General features: G+C 66.1%; 18 protein-coding genes. 7 read left to right on the forward strand and 11 right to left on the reverse strand.

Going from position 1 to position 21,574, the window contains the following annotated elements; translation table 11 throughout:
• Positions 1-13 precede the first annotated feature (13 nt).
• Entirely contained in the window at positions 14-1,246 is a 1,233-nt protein-coding gene (locus CAL28_RS28550) for an ABC transporter substrate-binding protein (protein ID WP_094844345.1), read from the forward strand.
• A gap of 1,265 nt (positions 1,247-2,511) precedes the next feature.
• Complete coding sequence (locus CAL28_RS28555; protein WP_176464126.1) at positions 2,512-4,005, forward strand: glucosyltransferase domain-containing protein; 1,494 nt, start codon at positions 2,512-2,514, stop codon at positions 4,003-4,005.
• Between the two features lie 12 nt (positions 4,006-4,017).
• Here CAL28_RS28555 and CAL28_RS28560 read toward each other — a convergent pair whose 3' ends face one another.
• The 9 genes from CAL28_RS28560 to CAL28_RS28600 form a co-directional block, all read right to left on the reverse strand.
• Positions 4,018-4,812 carry a MetQ/NlpA family ABC transporter substrate-binding protein gene (locus CAL28_RS28560; RefSeq protein WP_094844347.1) on the reverse strand — a complete coding sequence of 265 codons (795 nt, stop codon included), beginning with the start codon at positions 4,810-4,812 and terminating at the stop codon, positions 4,018-4,020.
• A gap of 105 nt (positions 4,813-4,917) precedes the next feature.
• Entirely contained in the window at positions 4,918-5,592 is a 675-nt protein-coding gene (locus tag CAL28_RS28565; RefSeq protein WP_094844348.1) for a methionine ABC transporter permease, read from the reverse strand.
• Positions 5,589-6,608 (reverse strand): methionine ABC transporter ATP-binding protein, encoded by a 1,020-nt coding sequence (locus tag CAL28_RS28570; RefSeq protein ID WP_094844349.1) that lies wholly within the window; start codon positions 6,606-6,608, stop codon positions 5,589-5,591. The genes CAL28_RS28565 and CAL28_RS28570 overlap by 4 nt, the downstream gene beginning before the upstream one ends.
• A gap of 69 nt (positions 6,609-6,677) precedes the next feature.
• Positions 6,678-8,147 (reverse strand): NAD-dependent succinate-semialdehyde dehydrogenase, encoded by a 1,470-nt coding sequence (locus CAL28_RS28575; RefSeq protein ID WP_094844350.1) that lies wholly within the window; start codon positions 8,145-8,147, stop codon positions 6,678-6,680.
• 100 nt (positions 8,148-8,247) lie between these two features.
• Positions 8,248-9,483, reverse strand: a complete 1,236-nt coding sequence (locus tag CAL28_RS28580) for an MFS transporter (protein WP_094844351.1) — start codon at positions 9,481-9,483, stop codon at positions 8,248-8,250.
• A 4-nt stretch (positions 9,484-9,487) separates the two neighbouring features.
• Positions 9,488-9,991: a flavin reductase gene (locus CAL28_RS28585; RefSeq protein WP_094844908.1), complete on the reverse strand. Its 504-nt coding sequence runs from the start codon at positions 9,989-9,991 to the stop codon at positions 9,488-9,490.
• Positions 9,981-11,378 carry an LLM class flavin-dependent oxidoreductase gene (locus CAL28_RS28590; protein ID WP_094844352.1) on the reverse strand — a complete coding sequence of 466 codons (1,398 nt, stop codon included), beginning with the start codon at positions 11,376-11,378 and terminating at the stop codon, positions 9,981-9,983. The genes CAL28_RS28585 and CAL28_RS28590 overlap by 11 nt, the downstream gene beginning before the upstream one ends.
• Before the next feature lie 229 nt (positions 11,379-11,607).
• The gene (locus CAL28_RS28595; RefSeq protein WP_094844353.1) at positions 11,608-12,474 is read right to left on the reverse strand and encodes an NmrA family NAD(P)-binding protein; all 867 of its coding nucleotides are present in this window, start codon (positions 12,472-12,474) and stop codon (positions 11,608-11,610) included.
• Positions 12,475-12,542: 68 nt separating this feature from the next.
• Positions 12,543-13,853 carry a serine hydrolase domain-containing protein gene (locus CAL28_RS28600; protein ID WP_094844909.1) on the reverse strand — a complete coding sequence of 437 codons (1,311 nt, stop codon included), beginning with the start codon at positions 13,851-13,853 and terminating at the stop codon, positions 12,543-12,545.
• Between the two features lie 183 nt (positions 13,854-14,036).
• Here CAL28_RS28600 and CAL28_RS28605 point away from each other — a divergent pair, with 183 nt between their 5' ends.
• From CAL28_RS28605 to CAL28_RS28620, 4 genes are all read left to right on the forward strand, one after another.
• On the forward strand, positions 14,037-14,990 hold the full coding sequence (locus CAL28_RS28605; RefSeq protein ID WP_094844910.1) for a LysR family transcriptional regulator: 954 nt from the start codon (positions 14,037-14,039) through the stop codon (positions 14,988-14,990).
• Between the two features lie 103 nt (positions 14,991-15,093).
• On the forward strand, positions 15,094-15,660 hold the full coding sequence (locus CAL28_RS28610) for a helix-turn-helix domain-containing protein (protein WP_094844354.1): 567 nt from the start codon (positions 15,094-15,096) through the stop codon (positions 15,658-15,660).
• Positions 15,661-15,795: 135 nt separating this feature from the next.
• Positions 15,796-16,752: a hypothetical protein gene (locus CAL28_RS28615; RefSeq protein WP_094844355.1), complete on the forward strand. Its 957-nt coding sequence runs from the start codon at positions 15,796-15,798 to the stop codon at positions 16,750-16,752.
• A 115-nt stretch (positions 16,753-16,867) separates the two neighbouring features.
• Entirely contained in the window at positions 16,868-17,779 is a 912-nt protein-coding gene (locus tag CAL28_RS28620; protein ID WP_254926262.1) for a MurR/RpiR family transcriptional regulator, read from the forward strand.
• 20 nt (positions 17,780-17,799) lie between these two features.
• Here CAL28_RS28620 and CAL28_RS28625 read toward each other — a convergent pair whose 3' ends face one another.
• Entirely contained in the window at positions 17,800-18,660 is an 861-nt protein-coding gene (locus CAL28_RS28625; protein WP_094844356.1) for an HAD-IIA family hydrolase, read from the reverse strand.
• Positions 18,661-18,886: 226 nt separating this feature from the next.
• On the opposite strand from CAL28_RS28625, the gene CAL28_RS28630 reads away from it, so the two are divergent.
• The gene (locus CAL28_RS28630) at positions 18,887-21,058 is read left to right on the forward strand and encodes a phosphocholine-specific phospholipase C (protein WP_094844912.1); all 2,172 of its coding nucleotides are present in this window, start codon (positions 18,887-18,889) and stop codon (positions 21,056-21,058) included.
• 82 nt (positions 21,059-21,140) lie between these two features.
• Here CAL28_RS28630 and CAL28_RS28635 read toward each other — a convergent pair whose 3' ends face one another.
• Positions 21,141-21,572 (reverse strand): type II secretion system protein N, encoded by a 432-nt coding sequence (locus CAL28_RS28635; RefSeq protein ID WP_094844913.1) that lies wholly within the window; start codon positions 21,570-21,572, stop codon positions 21,141-21,143.
• Between the last annotated feature and the right edge of the window lie 2 nt (positions 21,573-21,574).

The raw sequence follows: 21,574 nt of genomic DNA on the forward strand, positions 1-21,574 counted from the left end.
ACTGGAGGAGACGATGAAGACCTTGAAGATCGCGCGCCCGCTGGGCGCCGCGGCCCTGTGCGGCCTTTTGCTGTCGGCCGGCGCGCCGGCGCCCGCGCGGGCGGCCGATCCGGCGCCCGTCAGCGTGGGACTGATCGCGCCGATGTCCGGCCTCTATGCCCGCCCGGGCCAGGTGATGCGCATGGGCGCGGAGATGGCGGTGAAGGATATCAACGTCCAGGGTGGCATCAAGTCGCTGGGCGGCGCGCCGCTCAAGCTGGTGGTGGTGGACTCCGGCGATTCGACGGAGAAAGCCAAGAGCGCCGCGCAGCGCATGGTGGCAGACTACCCCGACCTGGTGGCGGGCACGGGCGCGTACCTGAGTTCTTTCACATTGGCCGTGACGGAGGTGACGGAACGCGCGAAGTTGCCCATGCTGACGCTGTCGTATTCCGACCAGATTACGGCGCGGGGCTTCAAGTACATCTTCCAGACATCGGCGACGGCGGGCCGCCAGGCCGAGATCGCATTGCCGATCATTCTGGAGCTGGCGGAGAAGGCATCGGGCAAGCGGCCGAAGACGGTGGCTATCCTGACCGACAACACGGCAGCATCGCTGTCGTCGGTGAAGGCGATGAAGGAGGGGCTGCTGCAGAAGAACAATCTGGAACTCGTGGTGGACGAGACGTTCACGCCGCCGTTGTCGGATGCCTCTTCGCTGATCCAGCGGGTGCGGTCGCGGCGGCCGGATCTGGTGTTCTTCCTGCCGACGGTGATTTCGGATGCGAAGCTGATACTGGAGAAGATGAACGAGACCAATGTTCGGATACCGGTGATTTCCTTCGGGATCGCGATCGCGGAGCCAGACGTGCTGAATACGGTAAGCCCGCAGTTGCTGAATGGGGTGATGTCGGCGGTGGCAAACTGGGGCGCGAAGGGGCAGGAGGCGTTGATCCAGCGGATGAAGACGGAATACAAGGAACCGTGGATGACACAGAACGCCATTTCGACCTACGGCGATATGTGGATCATCAAGGCGGCACTGGAGAAAGCAGGCAAGGCGGACCGCGAGGCGGTGGCACAAGCGATGCGAAATCTGAACGAAGGGCCTACGCCGTATTTTCCGGGCGGTGAATTGAAGTTCGACGAGGCGGGACATCGGCTGGGGGCGTCGCTGACGATTATCCAGTGGCAGAACGGCGTGCCCGTGACGGTGTATCCGGAGAACCTGGCGATTGCGAAGCCGATCTGGCCGGGGGGGAAGTAGGTGGGGCCTTCGTGATGCTTCCGGGGACGTGGCGAGGAGATGCCGATGCGGTTTCTCGCCCGTTTCCGCGAGGCCGGTCTCCTGTTCATTCCGTCCGTTGATGGCTGCTGTCGGCGGGTGGCTTGCTGATGCCGTCCGCTGACCGCTACTGTCCGCAGGTATTTTGCTGATCCCGTCCGGCGGGGGTGATGCCTGTCGGGGCCAGCCCGGAGGAGCCGGTCCGGCGCCTTCGCGCCGGACTCCCGCGTTGTCATCCTCGTACGGCGGCCGAAGTGGCGGTGGGGTTCTTGTGTTTTTTTTTGCCCGGCCGTCCTCCCTTCGGATTCCCTCGCGCGGCTCCAACGGGCTGGCCCCGACAGGCATCACCCCCGCCGGACTCCGGTTTGCCTTAATTACGATCGCTGCGACGAGCTGGGTTCTTGCGCTTCGTGGGTGGCGAATGCTGTCCCTGGAAGATTCTGCATTGCACGTCGCATCGAGGCCGCCCAGCGCGGCCCCGCTGCGCCTACGCTGTAGTTGAATGCGACGGGCTGCATGCGAATGGCGGTGGGGATGGCGGCGGAGGTGGAATGCGACGTGCTCGAATGTCGCAGACGCAAGGATCTTCACACCTACGGCCGCGAGGGCGTCAGCAATTCTGTGTGTGCCATGTGGTGGCAACGAATGTGCGCATGCAACCGCATCCACTCCGGATGCAAAACCGTCGCACGAAAGCACCCGTGGCATGACGCACCGTGTAGGTGATCGCTGGCCGCGCTGGGCGGCCAGCGATCGACGTGCGCCGCGAAATCTTCCAGCGGCAGCATTCACCATCCACGAAGCGCAAGAACGCAGCCCGTCGCGGCGACCGTAATTAAGGCAAACCGGAGTCCGTCGGGGGTGGTGCCTGTCGGGGCCAGCCCGTTGGAGCCGCGCGAGGGAATCCGAAGGAAGGACGGCCGGGCAAAAAAAACACAAGAACCCCACCGCCACTTCGGCCGCCGTACGAGGATGACAACGCGGGAGTCCGGCGCGAAGGCGCCGGACCGGCTCCTCCGGGCTGGCCCCGACAGGCACCACCCCCGACGGACGGCATCAGCAAAATACCCACCAACAGCAACGCCCAACAAACGCCACGAGCAAACAGCACCCCCCAGCAACAAAACGAGATAAATCACCCAAAAAAACCACCCACCCCAAACAAACTTGACGAGAACTAAACGGTCAGACTGCTCCAATATTGCCCTTCCATGACAAGTCACCGAAAGCCAGTCCCCGATTCTTATATGCTGCCCCCCGCTCCACCCCCAGCATCACGCAAGAACATCTTCATCGCCGCGCTGCTCCTGTACGCCCTGGTAATGTGGCCCATCATCCACGCCGATCGCTTCTACATCGACGACCTCGGTCGCGCCCGCACCGGTTATCTGGGATGGACATCGGATGGCAGGCCGCTATCGAACCTCGTCGTCGAGACCATGAACCTCGGCACCCCCATCTCCGATCTATCGCCCCTCCCCCAGCTGCTCGCCCTGATGCTGCTCGCCTACCTCGCCGTCACCGCGAGCAGGAAGTTCAACATCCCCGGCACCTGGCGCGCGCCCCTCATCATGGCGCCCCTCGTCGCCAACCCCTTCTTCCTGGAGAACCTCTCCTACAAATTCGACGTCCTGCCCATGACGCTCGCCACTGCCCTATCCTGCATGGCGGTTACCGCCATACCCAGGACGGGATGGCGCGGCGTCCTCGGGGCCGTCGCCTTGCTGGCCACCCTTTGCCTTTACCAGCCCGCGCTGAACGTCTTCCTCGTCTTCGTCATCGCGGAATTCGTACTTGGCCAGCGCGATCGCCAGCCCATGCGGCAGTTGCTGCGCACCCTGGCCATACGGGCCGGCCAGTTTCTCGCCGCGCTGCTGGCCTACAAAGCCGTCATCGCGAAAACCGTCAAAGGTCATTATGCCCTTGCGCATGGTGCCATCGCTTCCTTCAACACCTGCGTCGCCACCTTCCAGCGCAACCTCGGTGCCTTCTGGCGCTACGCGGCGGACCAGCTTCCCGGCCTATGGGCCAAGCCCCTGTTCGTATTCATCGCCATCGGCGTGGTTGCCGCGCTCTGCTGGAGCGTACGTTACCTGGTGCTTAACTGGCGCAGCGCATCGACCGCCACGCGCGTCGCAATGGTGGCCGGCATCGTCCTCCTTCCGCCGGCCCTGCTGATCGCACCATGGGGCCCCATGCTGGCACTCGAATTTCCGGTCTACGCGCCTCGCGTCATGATCGGTTTCGGCGCGCTGGGGGCGGTGGGGCTGCTGTTCGCCTGGACCGCGCTGGAAACCACGCGCATGAAATCCTCGTGGCAGGTCGTCGTCCTGACCGTGCCCGTCTACGCCTTGCTGACCTTCTGCTTCGTCTACGGCGATTCGCTCAAGCAGCAAAAGGAATTCGAGAACCGCGTCGCCGCGCGGCTATCCGACGATCTTGGCCGGATAGCCGCGCAGCAGGGCATCTCGGAATACGTCGTGCAAGGCAGCCTGGGCCATGCCGTACTGGTCCAGCACACCATGCGCAAATACCCGTTGATCGGTACGCTCGTCCCGGTGTACCTGACGCAAGGTTGGGGATGGGCCTACGAGGAAATGCGGCACTTCGGCGTCGACACCAGGCATGAAATGTCGCCGCCGGCCGGCGAGCCGCGCGACCCCGCCGTGGTGGTGTCGCGCGACTACCGCGTCTACGTGGACCACGGCAGGGCCGTCGTGGCTTTCACGCCGGCACCGTGACGCGGCGGCCGGTCAGAATACCGGGACGATGCTGCCCTTGAAGCGCTCGCGCATGAACTGCGCGGCCTGCGGCGAACGCAGCGCCGCCACCAGCTTCTTCATCGCCGGCGTATCCTTGTCGTCCGGCCGCGCGGCCAACAGGTTCGCGTAGGACGACTGGCCGCCTTCCAGGAACAGCGCATCCTTGGTCGGATCCAGCTTCGCTTCCAGCGCGAAGGTCGTGTTGATCACCGCCAGGTCCACTTCGGGCAGCACGCGCGGCAGCATCGGCGCTTCCAGCTGCTTGATCGTGATGTGCCGGGGATTGGCCTTGATGTCCTTCACCGTGGATTTGGTGTTGCGCGGATCGGTCAGCTGCACGATGCCGGCCTGGTCCAGCAGCTGCAGGGCACGGCCGCCATTCACGGCGTCATTGGGGATGGCCACCACCGCGCCATCCTTCAATTGCTTGATGTCCTTGATCTTGCTGGAATACGCGCCGAACGGCGCGACGAAGATGTCGCTGACCGCAACGATGTCGGTGCCGCGGCTGCGGTTGAACTCGTCCATGAAAGGCTTGTGCTGGAAGAAGTTGGCATCGATCCGCTTCTGCGCCAGCTGCATATTGGGCTGGATGTAGTCCGTGAAAACCACGATCTGCAGGTCCACGCCCTCCTTGGCCAGCATGGGCTTGATGTTCTCCAGTATCTCGGCATGCGGCGTGGGACTGGCGCCCACGACGATCTTGTCGGCGGCATGGGCCGCCGGTTGCAAAGCCGCGGCGCAAGCCACGGCCAACACTGCGATCAGTTTGTTCACCTTCGTCATCTCCGTTCGTTGGGACAGTGAAATGCAGCGGTACAACGCACCCGGCGCAACGATGCCGGGATACGGCGAAACACGGCAGGGGCCGGCACGGCGGGCCCCTGCCATCTAACGGGTGTAATGCAGCACCAGCCGGTTGCCCACGGTTTGCAGCAACTGCACCAGCAGCAACAGCAGCACGATGGTGATGAACATCACGTCCAGCTGGAAACGCTGGTAGCCGTAGCGGATGGCCAGGTCGCCCAGGCCGCCGCCGCCGACCACGCCGGCCAGCGCGGAATACGACACCAGGGCAATCGCGGTCACCGTGGCCGCGGCCAGGATGCCGGGCATGGCCTCCGGCAACAGCGCGCCGAAGACGATCTGCCGCGTATTCGCGCCCATCGCCAGCGATGCCTCGATGATGCCGCGGTCGACTTCGCGCAGTGCCGATTCCACCAGGCGACCGAAAAAAGGAATGCCGGCCACCACCAGCGCGGGCACCGATCCGGCCACGCCCAGCGACGTCCCGGTCAGCAGCGTGGTCAGCGGGATCATGGCGATCAGCAGGATCACGAAGGGCAAGGAGCGCAGGATATTCACCGCCAGCGACACGCCGCCATAGACGCGCGGCGCGTCGTGCAGCTGTGTCGGGCTGGTCAGGAATAGCAGCACGCCCAGGGGCAGGCCCAGCACCAGGGTCAGGCTCAGCGACCAGCCCAGCATCGATAGGGTGTCGACCGAGGCCCAGCCGATATCGGCCCAGTCCACATTGCTGAACCACGCGGCGATCAACGCGCTCATGCCCGCAGCTCCTCGACCGTCACGCCCTTCGCCGCCAGGCGTGTCATGGCGTTCCTGACCTGTTCGTCCGGCCCCTCCAGGGCCACCGTCATCTGGCCGCACGTCAGGGACTTGATCCGTTCGATCCGTCCATTCAGGATGGAAAAATCGATACCGAACGCGCGCGCGGTCTGGCTCAGGATGGGCTGGTGCACGGTGTCTTGCATAAAGGTCAGCCTGCACAGGGTCCGCGCGCCGCTTTGGACCAGCGCGGCATCGACGTCCTCGTCCTGGATATGCTCGGCCTCCTGCACGAAGCGCCGCGTGGTCTCATGCTGCGGATGCAGGAAGACCGTGCTGACCGGCCCGCTTTCCACGATGGTGCCGGAGTCGATCACCGCGACGCGGTCGCATACGGTACGGATCACGTCCATTTCATGGGTGATCAGCACGATGGTCAGGCCCAGCTTCTCGTTGATCTGGCGCAGCAGTTGCAGGATGGAGCGTGTGGTCTGCGGATCGAGGGCGCTGGTGGCCTCGTCGCACAGCAGCACGCGGGGATGGTTGGCCAGTGCGCGGGCGATGCCGACGCGCTGTTTTTCCCCGCCGGACAGCTGGCGCGGATACTTGTCCTTGTGGCGGCGCAGGCCCACCAGGTCCAGCAGCTCGTCCACGCGGGCATCGATGCGGCGGGCGTCGGCCTGTCCCGCGATCTTCAGCGGGAAGGCGACGTTGTCGCCGACGGTTTTCGAGCCGACCAGATTGAAGTGCTGGAAGATCATCCCGACGCCCTGGCGAAAGCGGCGCAGCGCCGTATCGTCCAGACCCTGCAGGTCGACGCCGTCCACGTGCACCGTGCCGCGGGTGGGCCTTTCCAGGAAATTGATCATGCGCAGCAGCGTGGACTTGCCCGCGCCCGAATGGCCGATGATGCCGAATATCTCGCCGGACGCGACCGTCAGGTCGATATCCTTCAGCGCCACCACGGCCGTTCCCTGGACCGGGTAGCTTTTGTGTATCGATCGCAGCTCGATCATGCTTGCGTATTCCCCTTGTCTTGCTTCTATCGGCCCGACCGGCCCCGGGCCGGCGCCCGGGACGTCGCGTCAAACCGTCAAATGCGAAATGCTCTTCGCGTGCGTATAGCACTCCAGTCCTTCCGTGCCGCCCTCGCGGCCGTAGCCGCTATCCTTGACGCCGCCGAACGGCGTTTCCGATACCGCCGACACGAAGTGGTTGATCGCCAGATTGCCGACCTCCAGTTCGTCGCTCAGCACCCGCGCGTTGCGCGCCGAACCGGTAAAGGCATAGCCGGCCAGGCCGTACGGCAGACTGTTGGCCAGGGCGATGGCGTCGTCGAGGCCATCCACGCGCGTGATCAGCGACAAGGGGCCGAAGGGTTCCTCCCGCATCGCCAGGGCATCCGTGGGCACATCGGCCAATACCGTGAATGGAAAATGAAACCCCGGTCCCGGTGTGGGCGCGCCGCCGCACAACAGGCGCGCCCCGCGCCGCAGCGCATCCTCCGTCAGGCGTTGCAGGCCCTGCAGCCGGCGGCTGTTGGCGACCGGGCCGATATCGCTGTCCGGATCCAGGCCGCTGCCCTGGCGCACCGCGCGGCCGATATGCATGTAGGCCTGGACGAAGTCGTCATAGACCGCCTTGTGCACGATGAAGCGCGTGGGGGCCACGCAGACCTGGCCGCCATTGTTCAGTTTTGCCTTCACGCCGGCGGCCGCGGCGACCTGCGCGTCCGCATCGTCGCAGACGATCACGGGCGCATGGCCGCCCAGCTCCATGATGACCGGCTTCATATGCGTGCCGGCCAGGCCGGCCAGTTGCTTGCCCACCGCCGTCGATCCGGTAAAGGTGACCAGGCTCACCACGGGGTGCGGAATCAGGAAACCGGAAATCGCGGCGGGATCACCGAACACCAGGTTCAGCGCACCCGCCGGCAGCCCGGCGTCGCAGAAGGCCTGCGCCAGGTGCATGGCGCCGGCCGGGGTTTCTTCCGACGCCTTCAGGATGATCGCGCAGCCCGCGGCCAGCGCGCCGCCGATCTTGCGGGCCGGCGAACTCATGGGAAAGTTCCATGGCGTGAAGGCCGCCACCACGCCGACCGGCTCGCGCAGCACGGTGTGGCGCATGCCCGGCTCGGCCGGGATGACGCGGCCGTAGAGACGGCGCGCCTCGGTCGCATCCCATTCGATCAGGTCGCAGCCGCGCAGCACCTCGGCACGCGATTGCGCCAGCGGCTTGCCCTGCTCCAGCGTGATGTCGCGCGCAATGGCATCGACGCGCTCGCGCACCAGCTGGACGGCGCGCAGCATGATGCGCGCGCGTTCGGCCGGCGCGACGCGGCGCCAGATCGCGAAACCGCGCGCCGCCGCCGCCGCCGCGCTTTCCAGATGCGCGGACGTCGCGCAGGGTACGGTGCCTATCGACGCTCCCGTGGCGGGATCGATGACCGGCGCGCCGGGCGCATCGATCCATTCGCCGCCGATCAACATGCGAATGGCGGGATAGCCGCCCGTCGGGGGTGCCGCGCCAGTCCGCTCGCCGGATATCGAGCTCATGATGTTTCCCCTCTTCGTTGGTTAACGCCTGTGATGCCGGGACTGCATACGAACTGCCGTGCTGCCAGGGCAGCGGTCCTGCGTTCTTGCGGTGAACCCTTCAGCGCTTGCCGTTGGCCAGCCGCAGCGAGGCTGGATCCCCACGCAGCCGCAGCATCATCGCGCAGCCGAACAACGGCCCCAGCGCCAACATGCTGAACGCGCCGGGCCAGCCCAGCGCCTGCTGCACGGGCGGCACCAGATGGATGCTGACCAGCGTCAATAGAAAGCCGGCACAGGTCTGCGCGGTCAGCAGGGTGCCTATCGAATCCGGCGCGCTCAACTCCGCGATGCTGGCCGAGAACTGGGCCGAATCGGCAATCACCGTAATGCCCCAGGCCACCGCGACCGCGCCGACGATCAGCGGCGGCGCATCGGCCAGCCACCCCATCGCCAGCGCGCAGCCCCCGCTGGCCGCCATCGCCGCCACGGTGACGGCGGTGCGGCCGTAGCGGTCGGCGAACCAGCCGCCCGCCCAGGCGCCGAGCGCGCCGGCGCCCAGCGCGGCGAAGGTCAGGCTTTCGGCGGCGCGATCCGGCGCCGCCATGCCGCCACGGGCGAAGCTTTCGTGCAGGAACACCGCCAGCCATGCCCACATCGCGTAGAGCTCCCACATGTGGCCCAGGTAGCCCAAATTGGCCAGCCGCAACGGCCGATGGCGCCAGGCCTGCGCGACCGCGGCCGGGTTCAACCGCGTCGCGCGGCGCATGGCGGGGCCGACGCCGCACAGATTGATGGCCAGCCCGGCGGCGCCGGCCAGCGCCGCGGCGGCCAGGTAGATCTGCGGCCATTGCATGCCGCCGAATGCCGCCAACAGATGCGGACTGGCCGAGCCGAGCGTCAGCGCGCCCACCAGCAATCCGATCAGCAGGCCCAGGTCGCGGTCCGCCCAGGTCGCGGCCAGGCGCATGCCCACGGGATAGACCCCGGCCATGCACATGCCCGTGACGAAGCGCAGCGCATAGACCGCCGCGCCCGCCGGCTCGCAGGCCAGCAATGCCAGCGTGGCCAGGGCGGCGGTCAACGCCGAGGCCATGAACAGCCGGCGCGGATCGAAACGATCCGCCAGCCCCAGCACGGCGCTGGCGATGGTGCCCGCCACGAAGCCGGCCTGTACCGAACTGGTCAGCAGCGACTCCTGCCAGGAGGTCAGCGCGACGGTTTGCTTGATGCTGGCCACGGCGGCCGACGAGGCGAACCACACCGACATCGCGCAGACCTGGCAAAGCAACAGGATGGCCAGCGAGACCGTCTTGCCGGTGTGCGGCGCCGTCGCGCCCAGCGCGGGTTCGGCCATGACGTCAGCAGCCCAGGTTCTGCGACAGGCGGCCCACGCGATGGAAGCCGCGGCCGAAATAGATCAGCGCTTCGCTATCGTGCTGCGTCGCCGCGGCCCGCACCGCGCAATAGAACACTGTGTGGGTACCGACCTCGGCGGTGAACGTGATGTCGCAGTCCAGCGACACCGCGGCGCCGCGCAGCACCGGCGAGCCGGTTTCCAGGACGTGCCATTCGCCCACGCTGAAGCGGTCCTCCACGGCCAGATCCTTGGCGGAAAACCGCATCGCCAGGGCCTGCTGGCCGGCGTCCAGCACATTCACGCACAGCCGGGCGTTTTCCTTGAATGCCGCGTTGTTGCGGCTGCTGCGATTGATGCAGACCAACAGCATGGGCGGCTGGTCCGTCACCCCGCACACCGCCGATGCCGTGCAGCCGCAGCGCCCGGCGGGGCCGTCGCTGGTCACCACATTGACCGCGGCGCCCAGGTGGGCCATGGCATCGCGGTACGTCGCCTTATCGATCATTTCCGCCTCGCTCGCATCCCGGGACACCGGCGCCCGCGCGATACGCCGCCGCGGCATGCGTCGCCGGCAGGCGCGCGCGCCCGAAAAGTTTTTCACGATAGACGCCATCGGCGTACGCGGTCTTGTACACACCGCGCTCCTGCAACACGGGCACCACCAGTTCGATGAAATCCTCGAAGCATTCCGGCGTGACCGTGCGCGAAAGATTGAACCCGTCGACACCGGCCTGCTCGCTCCAGGCGATCAGCTGGTCGGCGATCTGCCCGGGCGATCCCACCATGGGCTGCTGCCGGCTGCCCAGCACCATCTGTTCGATCAGCTTGCGCTTGGTCCAGGTCGGCCCCGCGCTGCGTGTCATGGCTTCCACGTTGGAGACGATGGCCTGGCTCTTGTCCGTCTGCACCGGTTCGTCCATGCCGTATTTCGCGAAATCGATACCCATCGAGGCGGACGCGTGCGCCAGGGCCGCCTCGACGTCCACGTGCCGCTTGTAGTCCTCGAATTTCTCGCGGGCCTCGGCCTCCGTGCGGCCGGTCACCACCGTCGCCCCCATGAAAACCTTCACGTCCTGCGCCTGCCTGCCGAATTTGACGGCCAGCGCGCGGATATCGTCAACAATTGCCTTGACGCCGCTCATGCTCTGCCCATTCACGAACACGCATTCCGCGTGCGTCGCGGCGAACTGGCGGCCGCGCGTGGAGGCGCCGGCCTGGTAGAGCACCGGCGTGCGCTGCGGCGAGGGCTCGCACAGGTGCAAGGCATCGACCTTGTACTGCCGGCCGTCATGCACGACGCGATGGACCTTGGACGGATCCGCGTAGACGCGGGCCGCGCGATCCTTGCGCACCGCGCCGTCCTCCCAGCTGCCTTCCCAGAATTTGTAGACCAGCGACATGTACTCGTCCGCCAGGTCGTAGCGGTCGTCGTGCGCCATCTGGCCGGACAGGCCGGTCGCCCTGGCCGCGCTGTCCAGGTAACCCGTCACGATGTTCCAGCCGATGCGCCCGCCGGTCAAATGGTCCAGCGTCGACATGCGCCGCGCGAACGAGAAAGGCGGCTCGTAGGTCAAGTTGCAGGTCACGCCGAAGCCCAGGTGGCGCGTGGCGGCCGCCATCGCGGGGATGACCAGGCTGGGATCGTTCACCGGCAGTTGCACGGCGCCGCGCAGTGTCGCATCGACCCCGCCGCCGTAGACGTCGTAGGCGCCCAGCACGTCGGCGAAGAACACGCCGTCGAACAGGCCGGCCTCCAGCTTGCGCGCCAGCTCCATCCAGTAATGGATATCCGTGTAGCGCGTGGACTGGTCGCGCGGATGCGTCCACAAGCCCTGCTGGATGTGCCCGACACAATTCATGTCGAAGGCATTGAGACGGATTTCGCGCGACATCGGGGGTCGTCCTTAGGCGATACGGCGGTCCGGGACGCCCTGTGGCGCGGGTGCATGCCACAGGGCTGTAGCCGTTTCGTCTACTATAGTGGACGACAGAAAGCGCGGACAAGGCCCTGGAAGGGGTTTGCGGGTTTGTCCCTATCCAGGATGTGCGGACCGCCACGACGAAGTGCCGATCCGCGCTGCGGGGCCCCTCTCATGGCAGGTCCCAGGACGGCCGATGGCGTCAACTGCCCCCCGCGACCAGCGCGCGCAGCACGGTTTCCAGTTCCACTTCGCCCTTGATGACATCGGCCGGATCGCCTTCGAAGGCGATCCAGCCTTCATTGAAACCGTCGAGCATGCGCATGCGCGGCACGGGATGCTTCATGCCCTGCGAGCGGAACAGCGCCTCCCAGGTGTCGCGCGCGACGACCTCGGCGCGCACGGGATGGCCCAGGATGCCGGCGAACGCAGCGGCGATGTCGTTCGGGGTGACGCGACGCGGGCCTTCAAGCTCGACGACACGTACACCGCTCCAGGCCCGCTGCAACAATTGCGCGGCGACACGGCCGACGTCGGCGGTCGCCACCATGGGGAATGCCTGGTCCAGCGGCTGCAGGAAGCTGGAAATCACGCCCGTATCGCGGGCCGCCGCGACGTCCCATGCGGCGTTCTCCATGAACCAGCCGGGACGCAGGAAGGTCACCGGTATCGGCAGCTTGCGCAGGGCTTGCTCCAGCAGCGTGCGCTGCGTAAGCAGATTGGATTCGTGCGCCTGGGCGCCGATGGTCGAAAGGCACACTACCTGGCGCGGCGCGGCGGACTGCAAGGCCGCGCACACCGCGTCGATGACGGCGCGCGCTTCCGGGAAGCCCGGCGCGGGGTCGAACTCGGAAGGCGGCAGGATGAAGACGCCTTTGGCGCCCTGGAACGCCGCGCCGAGCGATGCCGCGTCTTCCATATCGGCCATCGCGACTTCGCAGCCACGCGCCACCCACGCCTGTCCGCGCGCCGCGTCCCGCACCACCGCGCGCACCGGCTGGCCCGCCGCGAGCAGCGCGCGCGCAACGGCGCCGCCGACCTTTCCTGTTATTCCCGTAATTGCGTACATGTTTGTTCTCCTTGCATGGATAGCGGTGTTCCCACCGGTCATCGATACGCCGCGAAGGCGATCGACATTCAGGCGCGCCGCAGCCCGCCATAGAGGCCTTGCTCGAATTTGCCGTAGAGGTCGACGACGCCCGGGTCGTAGAACGGCAGGACCTGGGTGAACAGCGTGCCGGCCACCTGCTTGACCGGATCGACCCAGAAATAGCTATTGAGCAGTCCGGCCCAGCTGATGCTGCCGGCGCTGCGGCCATGCGGCCCCGGCTGTGTGTTGATATCGAAGGACAGCCCCCACTTGTGAGGGGTCCCGGGGAATTGATCGAAGCTGTTCGACCACGCGGGCTGCGCGGTTTTCATCTCGGTGACCTGGAGATCCCCAATGTGATTGCGGAACATGGCGGCCACCGTATCGGGGCGCAGGATCCGGTTGCCCCGGTACGTGCCGCCGTTCAACAACATCTGCAATAGCGCCATGTAGTCGCGCGGCGTGCTGAAGGCGCCACCGCCGCCCATGAAAAACTCGGGTCGCTGGTTGATCTCGAAGGCCTCGGGCTTGAGCGATCCGTCGGGCTGCCGGTGATGCAGGGTCGCCACGCGGCGCTTCTGCGCGCTACCGATCAGGAAACCCGAGTCGTGCATGCCCAGCGGCGCGAAAATACGTTCGCGAAAGTAGATTTCCAGCGACTGGTCGGAGACGGCTTCGACCAGCTTGCCCACCCAGTCCATGCCGATGCCGTACTGCCAGCGCTCGCCCGGCTCGAACTCCAGCGGCGCCTTGAAGGCGCCGTTCAACGAATAGCCGATATCCGGCATGCCGGTCGCTTTCTCGTAGCGGGTAAGGTCCTGGCTCCAGATGCTGTATGTAAAGCCGGATGTATGGGTCAGCAGGTGGCGCACCGTGATCGCGGTGCGGGCCGGCCGCAGCTTCGGCTGCCCCGCGGCATCGAAGCCGTCGAGTACCTGGGGCGACTTCAGTTCCGGCAGGATATCGCCCGCCGGCTGGTCCAGCCCCAGCTTGCCTTGCTCGATGAGCTGCATGCACGCCGTCGCGGTAATCGCCTTGGTCATCGACAACAGCCAGAACACCGTGTCCGGCGTGATGGCCGACCCGGTTTGGCGGTTCGCGTGGCCAAAGGCCCCTTCATAGACCAACCCCTGCCGGGTGGCGCCCATGGCGACCACGCCGGCCACCGTGCCGTTGTCGACCGCCTGGCGCAGGGAATGGTCGATCGCCGCAAAGGCGGCTCCGCCGGCCGGCGCCGCCTGGCGTATCGGTTGGGCGGGCGCTGCCCCGGCGCGCCGGCCGGCCAAGCCGCCTGCCGCCGCGACGGCCGTGAAAGTGGCCTTCTTCAGCAGATCGCGCCGGCCAAGTAAAACGCTCATTTGGTACTCCCCGGAAGTGGAACGGTAGGAATCGGGATCGCAATCCATCCGCGACATGAAGCGCATTCTGTGCAAATGTGCGGGGAAACAAAATGGCATTCATGTCATTGCATAAATGACATATAGTCACTGATGGCCGTGGCCGGCCCGATGTTTTCGAATTCCCACGCAAGCCCACAGGCCATGAAATCGTCCAGCGGCAATCTCTCCAGCGGCGTCAACGTATTCGCCGTCGTCGTCGACGCCGGTACCTTCGCGGCTGCCGCCGAACAGCTGGGCTTGTCCCCGCCCGGCGTCAGCCGCGCGATCGCGCGGCTGGAAGCGCGCCTGAAGATACGGCTGTTCGATCGGACCTCCCGCGCCATGTCCCTGACCGAAGAGGGCCGCGCGTTCTACGAACAGGTCATCCCGCACCTCAGGGGCATGGAGGAAGCGGCCGCGGCGGCGGCGCGCGGCGCCGGCACCGTGCGCGGCAAGCTGCGCATCAACCTGGATCCGGTGTTTTCGCGCATCATCCTGGGCCCCCGGTTGAATGAATTCATGGACGCGCATCCCGAGCTGGCGCTCGAATTCATCGCGCGGGATCATCTGGGCGATCTGATCGTGGACGGCTTCGACCTTGCCTTGCGATTCGGCGAGCCGCGCTCGTCCAGCCTGGTGGCCCGCAAACTGCTGGAAAGCGGAATCGTCACGGTCGCCGCGCCGTCATACCTCGCGGCGCGGGGGCGTCCGGCAGCGCCCCAGGAGCTGGGCGCTGGCCATCACACCTGCCTGGAGTTCAGGAATCCGGAAACGGGGAAGCCTTTCCCGTGGGAATTCCATCGCAAGCGCAAGCGGCTGGTGGTGGAAACCAAGGGACGGCTTACCGTCAATGATCCGACGGCCCTCGTCAACGCATGCGTGGCGGGCACCGGCATCGCGCAAATGCTCGCGCTCGTCGCGGAGCCGCTGATACGCGAAGGGCGGCTGGTCAACCTTTTCCCGGACTGGCCGGATGAGCGCTTCCCGCTCTACGCCTACCATCCGTCCCGGCACCACACGCCCGTCAAGACCCGCGTGTTCCTGGACTTTATCGTCGCGTTGACGAGCGGTCTTTCGACGGCCGGGACGGAACGCCAAAGGCGCACGCGATCGTGATGGATGGCAAGCCGCCGCTGACGCAGATCAAGCCGCGCCCCGGACCGCCCCCTATAATTTCCATTCGCGCCCCCGGCAACACATCGGCCTTACCGCACCCACCATGACCGCCTCCTTCTACGACCCGTCCGCCGCCATCGCGCAGCGCATCAAGCAGGAACGCGATGCCCGCAATTGGTCGCTGGCGGAACTGGCCGAGCGCTCGGGCGTGTCCAAGGCGATGATCAGCAAGATCGAACGCGGCGAGGCCAGCCCCACGGCGACCATCCTGGGCCGGCTGTCAGGGGCCTTCGGGCAGCAGTTGTCCACGCTGCTGACGCTGGCCGAACAATCCAGCGACCGCCTGCTGCGCGCGGAAGACCAGCCGGTCTGGACCGATCCCGAAACCGGTTATGTGCGCCGCCGCATCTCGCCGCCCAATGGCGGCGTGCTGGAGCTGCTGCGCATCGACCTGCCGCCCAATGCGCGCGTTTCCTATCCGCCGGATGCCTTCACCTTCCAGCATCAGCAGATGTGGGTACTGGAAGGCGTGCTGGTTTTCCAGGAAGGCGCCGAAACGCACACCCTGAAGGCGGGGGACTGCCTGCAATTGGGCAGGCCTTCCGCCTGCACATTCGCCAATCCCGGCAAGCAGCCCTGCGCCTATCTGATCGCCCTGGCAAAACGATAAGCCCGACCGTTAGCCGCGCATTCGGCGGTCCGGCACGGCTGTACCGCCCGCGATACACGAAATTACTCCGCGCGTCCTTTGGCACGTCCCTATACTGGCCACGCGTTCATGTGCCTGGATAAATAAAGGGAAATCGTGAAGACGCGTGGCATCCTATCGTCGATAGCCTTGGTTTCGGTGCTGGTGATAGCCTCGGCGGCTGTTGCCGCCCCTGTCCCCGCGCGATATCGCAGCGTCCGGGTATTCCTCGACCCTGACGGTCCGGACGGCCTGCCTTCTTCGCATAATCCGTACGACACATGCGCCAGATATAACAAGGCGCTGAAGTATGCGGCGACCGGCTTTCTGGGCGTGCAGCTCGGTCCCGACGGCTACTCTTTTCCCCTGGATAGCCTTGCGGCGGACGCCGCCAGGATCTGGAACAGCAAGCTGCAATCCAACGCCTGTTCCTTCAGCATCGCGGCGGCCAACCTGACCTCCGCCAATTTCGTCATCAATAGCGATCATTCCGAAAAAGGTATCAGTGCGATAGCCGTGGCGATTCCAAAGGGATATGAAACCCTGACGGGGCTGGCGCCCGGCCTCTATGTCAACAAGGCAAATCCCATCACGTATTCCCTGGAGGCGGCCAGGGCGCTCAGGCTCAAGTTCGACGCAAGCATGAGCAGCGAAGAGGTCGCGCGCGCGCTGGCCCTGCTGACCATAGTCCATGAATTCGGGCATGCGCTAGGCTTGACGCACCCCGTAGAGGAGGTCGGCAATCCGCGAGACAACGTCGAGCCCGAGTATTCCCCGCACTCCGTGGAATGGTTACCGGGCGGCGTTTTCGCCAGTGGGCCCATCATGATAGGCAGCCCGGACAATTTGCTCGACGTCATGTACGCGACGCCCACGGAGCATCGGCTGAAACTCAGCGACATACAGCCTTCGGACATTGAAGCCAACACGATCAAGCAGCTCCTTTCCTGCTCGGCGGCCCACACCGCCAAGGACGCCCGGCTCGACGCTACGTGTTCTTCCTTCCTGGCACAGGGACGGCGGGTCCTGCAGTATCCCTATCTTGTGCGTCCCATATTCCAATTGCTGGAGTGACCTCGTTAACGCAACGGTGTTCACCCTTGTCCGGTGCCAACGGGATGCGGCGATACCCCGCCCCGCTTACAATGCGGCGCACGCCGCGCACAGGCCGCCCACCGGACACCGCTCCATGCCCCGCACCCGCAAAGCCCAACAGCACGCCGCCAACGGCCCCTCTTCCGCGCCGGCCACGACGTCGGTGCCCACCATGCGCGCGCGCATCCAGAATTTGCTGCCCGCCATGGGACCGGCCGCCCAACGCATCGCGGAGTTCGTGATCGATCATCCCGACGAGGTCGTGCACATGTCGGTCAGCGAGGTCGCCGAACGCACCGGGTCCAGCGAAGGCAGTGTCGTCGGGTTCTGCAAAATGGTGGGCGCCAAGGGCTTCCAGCAGTTGAAGATCCTGCTGGCGCAGGAAATCGTGCAGCCGGTGCAGTACATCCACGAAGACCTGTCGCCGCGCGACAATGTGCAGGCGGTCATCGCAAAGATCTTCAACAGCAATATACAGACCCTGCAGGCGACGGCGTCCGTGCTCGACGCCGAGGCCCTGACGCGCGCCGTCAAGCTGATCAAGCGCGCCAAGCGCATCGAGATCTACGGCATCGGCAGCTCGGCCACCATCGCCGAAGACGTCTACTACCGCATGCTGCGCATCGGCTTGAATGCCGTCGCCGTCACCGATTCGCATATCCAGGCGATCAGCGCGTCGCGCACCGGGCCTGACGTCGCCACGCTGACGATTTCACATTCCGGCAGTACCTACGAAACCGTGCTGGCGACGCGCCTGGCCAAGGAAGCCGGCGCGCACACGATCTGCGTGACCAACTTCGGCAAGTCGCCCATCCAGCCCTTCGCCGACGTCCTGCTGTACACCATGGCCCAGGAAACGCGCTTCCGCACAGAGGCCATGACCAGCCGGCTGGCGCAACTGGCGATCATCGATACGCTGATCGCCTGCCTGGCGCTGGCCGACTACGACCGCTCGGTGGCCACGCTGAAAAGCACCTTCGACGTGCTGTCGCTGAAGCGCTACTGATCGCCGCATCGCGCCGCGCGTTACCGGACGCTTGCCAGCGCCGGCCGGCGCGCGTCCGGCAAGGCGGCATGCGCGGGCACCGGACTCGCCATCAGGCCGGCCAAGGTCGGGGCATCGGCATGCACGCCGTCACCGACCAATAGATAGCGCAGACCCGCCCGCACCGCGCCCAGCGCGTCGGTATCGGGGTTGTCGCCGATCACCAGCACTTCATCGCGAGACCGCCCCAGGCGGCGCAGGCCTTCTTCGAACATGGCGGGACCGGGCTTGCCCACCACATGCATGGGCTGGCGGCCGGAGCTGGACACCACGGCCTGCATCAACGCGCCCGTCTCCGGCACGATGCAGCCCTCGGGACCGGGATGGCTGGCGTCGGTGTTGCTGACGACCAGCCTGGCGCCGTGCGCCAATTGCCGCGTGACCCGTTCCAGCGCGGCATAGTTGAAGCGCTTGTCCAACGCGAGCACGACGATGTCGGCCTCGTCGTGCACCAGGCGGCACCCGCTTTGCGTCGCGTAGCGCCGCAACCCGACCGATGCGCACAACATCACGCGCGCGTCGGGATGATGCTCGCGCAGGTACCGGATGGTCATTTCTCCTGCCAGCACCAGCCTGTCGGGCTCCACTCGCAGGCCCACCGAGCGCAACCGGCGCGCCATCTGGCCGGCCGTGTGCGTCGAATTGTTGGACACCACGACATAGCGGTCGTGGTAGGCGCGCAGCAGGTCGGCCGCGCCTGGCACGGGCTCGCGCTCGCGCATCAGGGTGCCGTCCAGGTCCAGGATCAGCGCGGGACGGCCGGCGGCCCAGGGCACGCAGGCAGGGTCCGGCGCAAGAGGTGCAAGGCCATCGGGCCGGAGGCGGCAGGCAGAGATCGTCATGGCGAATGCATCGCTCGCAGGCAAGTGGGAAGGAAGCCGGCCGCGCGCACCGCGGCGCGCTGCGGATGCGTCATTCTATTTGAGAAATATTCAATGTCACAAATATTTTCATTGAGCTATGTTCATTGGCCTGTCACGTTGGCGAACCAAACTTGCCCGCGACTCCCATCCCGGCGAGCGCGCCAGGGCGGCAGCGGACCCACCCACCAACAACCCTCTGAAGGCCATGACCAAGCTCAATCGACGCACATTCCTGACCGGCACGGCGAAGTCGGCCGGCGCCGCCCTGGCGCTGAACATGCTGCCCCCCAGCATCGCCCGCGCGCTTTCCATCGACGCCAAGGTCGAGACCGGCACCATCAAGGACATCAAGCACATCGTCATCCTGATGCTGGAAAACCGGGGCTTCGACCATTACTTCGGTACCCTGCGCGGCGTGCGCGGCTACGGCGACCGCTTCCCCACGCCGCTGCCCAGCGGCAAGGACGTCTGGTACCAGCAGGACGCCACGGGCCTGGAGATCCCGCCGTATCACATGGACGGCACCAAGGTGAAGGCGCTGCAATCGCCCGGCACGCCGCACAGCTTCTCCGACATGCAGGCCGCCTGGGGCCAGGGGCGATCGGGCTACTGGCCGCAGTTCAAGACCAAGTACACGATGGGCTACCTGGGCCGCAACGACATCCCCTTCCATTTCGCGCTGGCGGAAGCCTTCACGATCTGCGACGGCTACCACTGTTCGACCACCAGCGGCACCGACCCCAACCGCGTGGTTTTCTTCTCGGGTTCGGGCTTCGACCCCAGCCTGGCAAAGATGGGCATCAACAGCGACGATCGCACGTCCGAGCCGAACAACAACCGCTGCTGGATCACGGGCACCATGCCCACGCCCGGCTATACCTACCCCGACAACGCCCTGACATGGCACACCCTGCCCAAGGTGCTGGAGGACGCGGGCATCGATTGGAAGATCTACCAGGATCCGAACGACAACTGGACGGGTGCCATGCACGGCGGCCTGGCGTTCGAGGATTTCCGCAATGCCAAGCCCGGCGATCCGCTCTACGAAAAGGGCCTGAAGCTGTACACCATCGACGACCTCAAGCAGGACGTGGTGGCGAACCGGCTGCCGCAGGTGTCCTGGCTGCTGTGCACCGCTGCCAACTCGGAACATTCCGGCAACAGCAATCCGGCCATCGGCGCGAACTACACCGCGCAAGTGCTGGACGCGCTGACGGCCAATCCCGAAGTGTGGGCCAAGACCGCCTTCTTCCTGACCTACGACGAGAACGACGGCCTTTTCGATCACGTGCCCGCGCCCGCGCCGCCGTCCTACAACGCCGACGGCACGCTGGCCGGCAAGGCGACGCTGCCGCTGGACGGCGAGTACTTCTCGGACCCGGCCGGCGCCTATCGCAACAAGCTCGATACGCTGAGCGGCAGCCTGCGTCCCTGGGGCTTGAGCGCGCGCGTGCCGATGTACGTGGTCTCGCCCTGGAGCAAGGGCGGCTGGGTGAATTCGCAGGTTTTCGATCACACCTCGATCAGCCTGTTCCTGGAGCAGCGCTTCGATATCAAGGTCGATGCGGTCAGCGCCTGGCATCGCGCCGTTTGCGGCGACCTGACCAGCTGCTTCGATTTCAAGTCGCCCAACGATCCGAGCTTCCCGACGCTGCCCGACACCAGCAATTACAAGGCCGTGCTGGCGGCGCAAAGCAACCTGCCCACCGCCAACCCGCCCGCCACGCCGGACGCGCTTTACCAGGAAAAAGGCGTGCGCCCTTCGCGCGCGCTGCCCTATGAACTGGAAGTGCATGGAACCGTGGAAGAGGACGGCCGCACGGTGCAGCTGAAGTTCGAGAACAGCGGCGCGCAGGCAGCCGTTTTCCATGTCTACGACCGCAATCACTTGGACCGCATCCCGCGCCGCTATACGGTCGAACCCGGCAAGTCGCTACAGGACCAATGGGACACGAGCGCGGACAGCGGCAAGTACAACCTGTGGGTCTACAGCACCAACGGCTTCGTGCGCACCTTCGCGGGCGACGCCAGCGCGTACCAGGATGCCGGCTTCCAGCCGGAAGTGATCAGGTTCCATTACCAGCCCAGGGCCGGCCGCGTGACCATGAAGCTGAAGAACATGGCCAAACACCATGGCGGCAAAGGCGGCAACAAGGAGGACTACACGTTGACCGTGCGGGCCAACGCCTATCGCGCCGACGGCCCCTGGGTCGTCAAGGTAAAGGAAGAAGGCACGCTGGATTGGGACCTGAGCGCCAGCGGGCACTGGTACGACTTCACCGTGACGGGCCAGGACGGCTTCGAACGGCGCTTCGCCGGCCGGATGGAAACGGGCCGCGATAGCGTCTCGGATCCCGCGATGGCGGCTCACCTGTAAACGGGCCGGCCGGCGCGCGAGTGCCGGCGCGGCCGCGGCATATCCGGCCGCGCCGGTACGCCGCGGCCACTGCCCGATGTTCCTATCGATGAACCGGCACGAAGCCTGGCGAAACCAGGGGCGCCTGCGCCGGCGCGGCCACGCGGATGCGCTGCCCGCCCTGCTCCAGCACCACGCCGGCGGCCTCCACGCTGGCCAGGGTCACGCCGTCCACGATGGATTGGCCGACCCGGTAGGCGCGCGGCTCGCCGCCGTCTATCGCCAGGATGGCGGCGCCGTGGGTGCCCGCGGCGATCAAGCCCAGCACGTTCACCTTCACCGGCGCGGCGGAGGTTCCGAACCAGGCTGCCAGCGCCGCCGTATCGCCCGCGGCCGGCCGCGGCGTGTCGAGCATGGGCGGCAGGGCACGCGCGCGCGGGGCCAGCAGTACCGCGCCCCAGACCCCTACGCCGGCGGCGAGGACAAGGACGGCAACGCTGTGCGCGAATCGCGCGGGGTCGACACGTTGCGGCATGT

This window comes from Bordetella genomosp. 11, assembly GCF_002261215.1.
Classification (GTDB): Bacteria; Pseudomonadota; Gammaproteobacteria; order Burkholderiales; family Burkholderiaceae_B; genus Bordetella_C.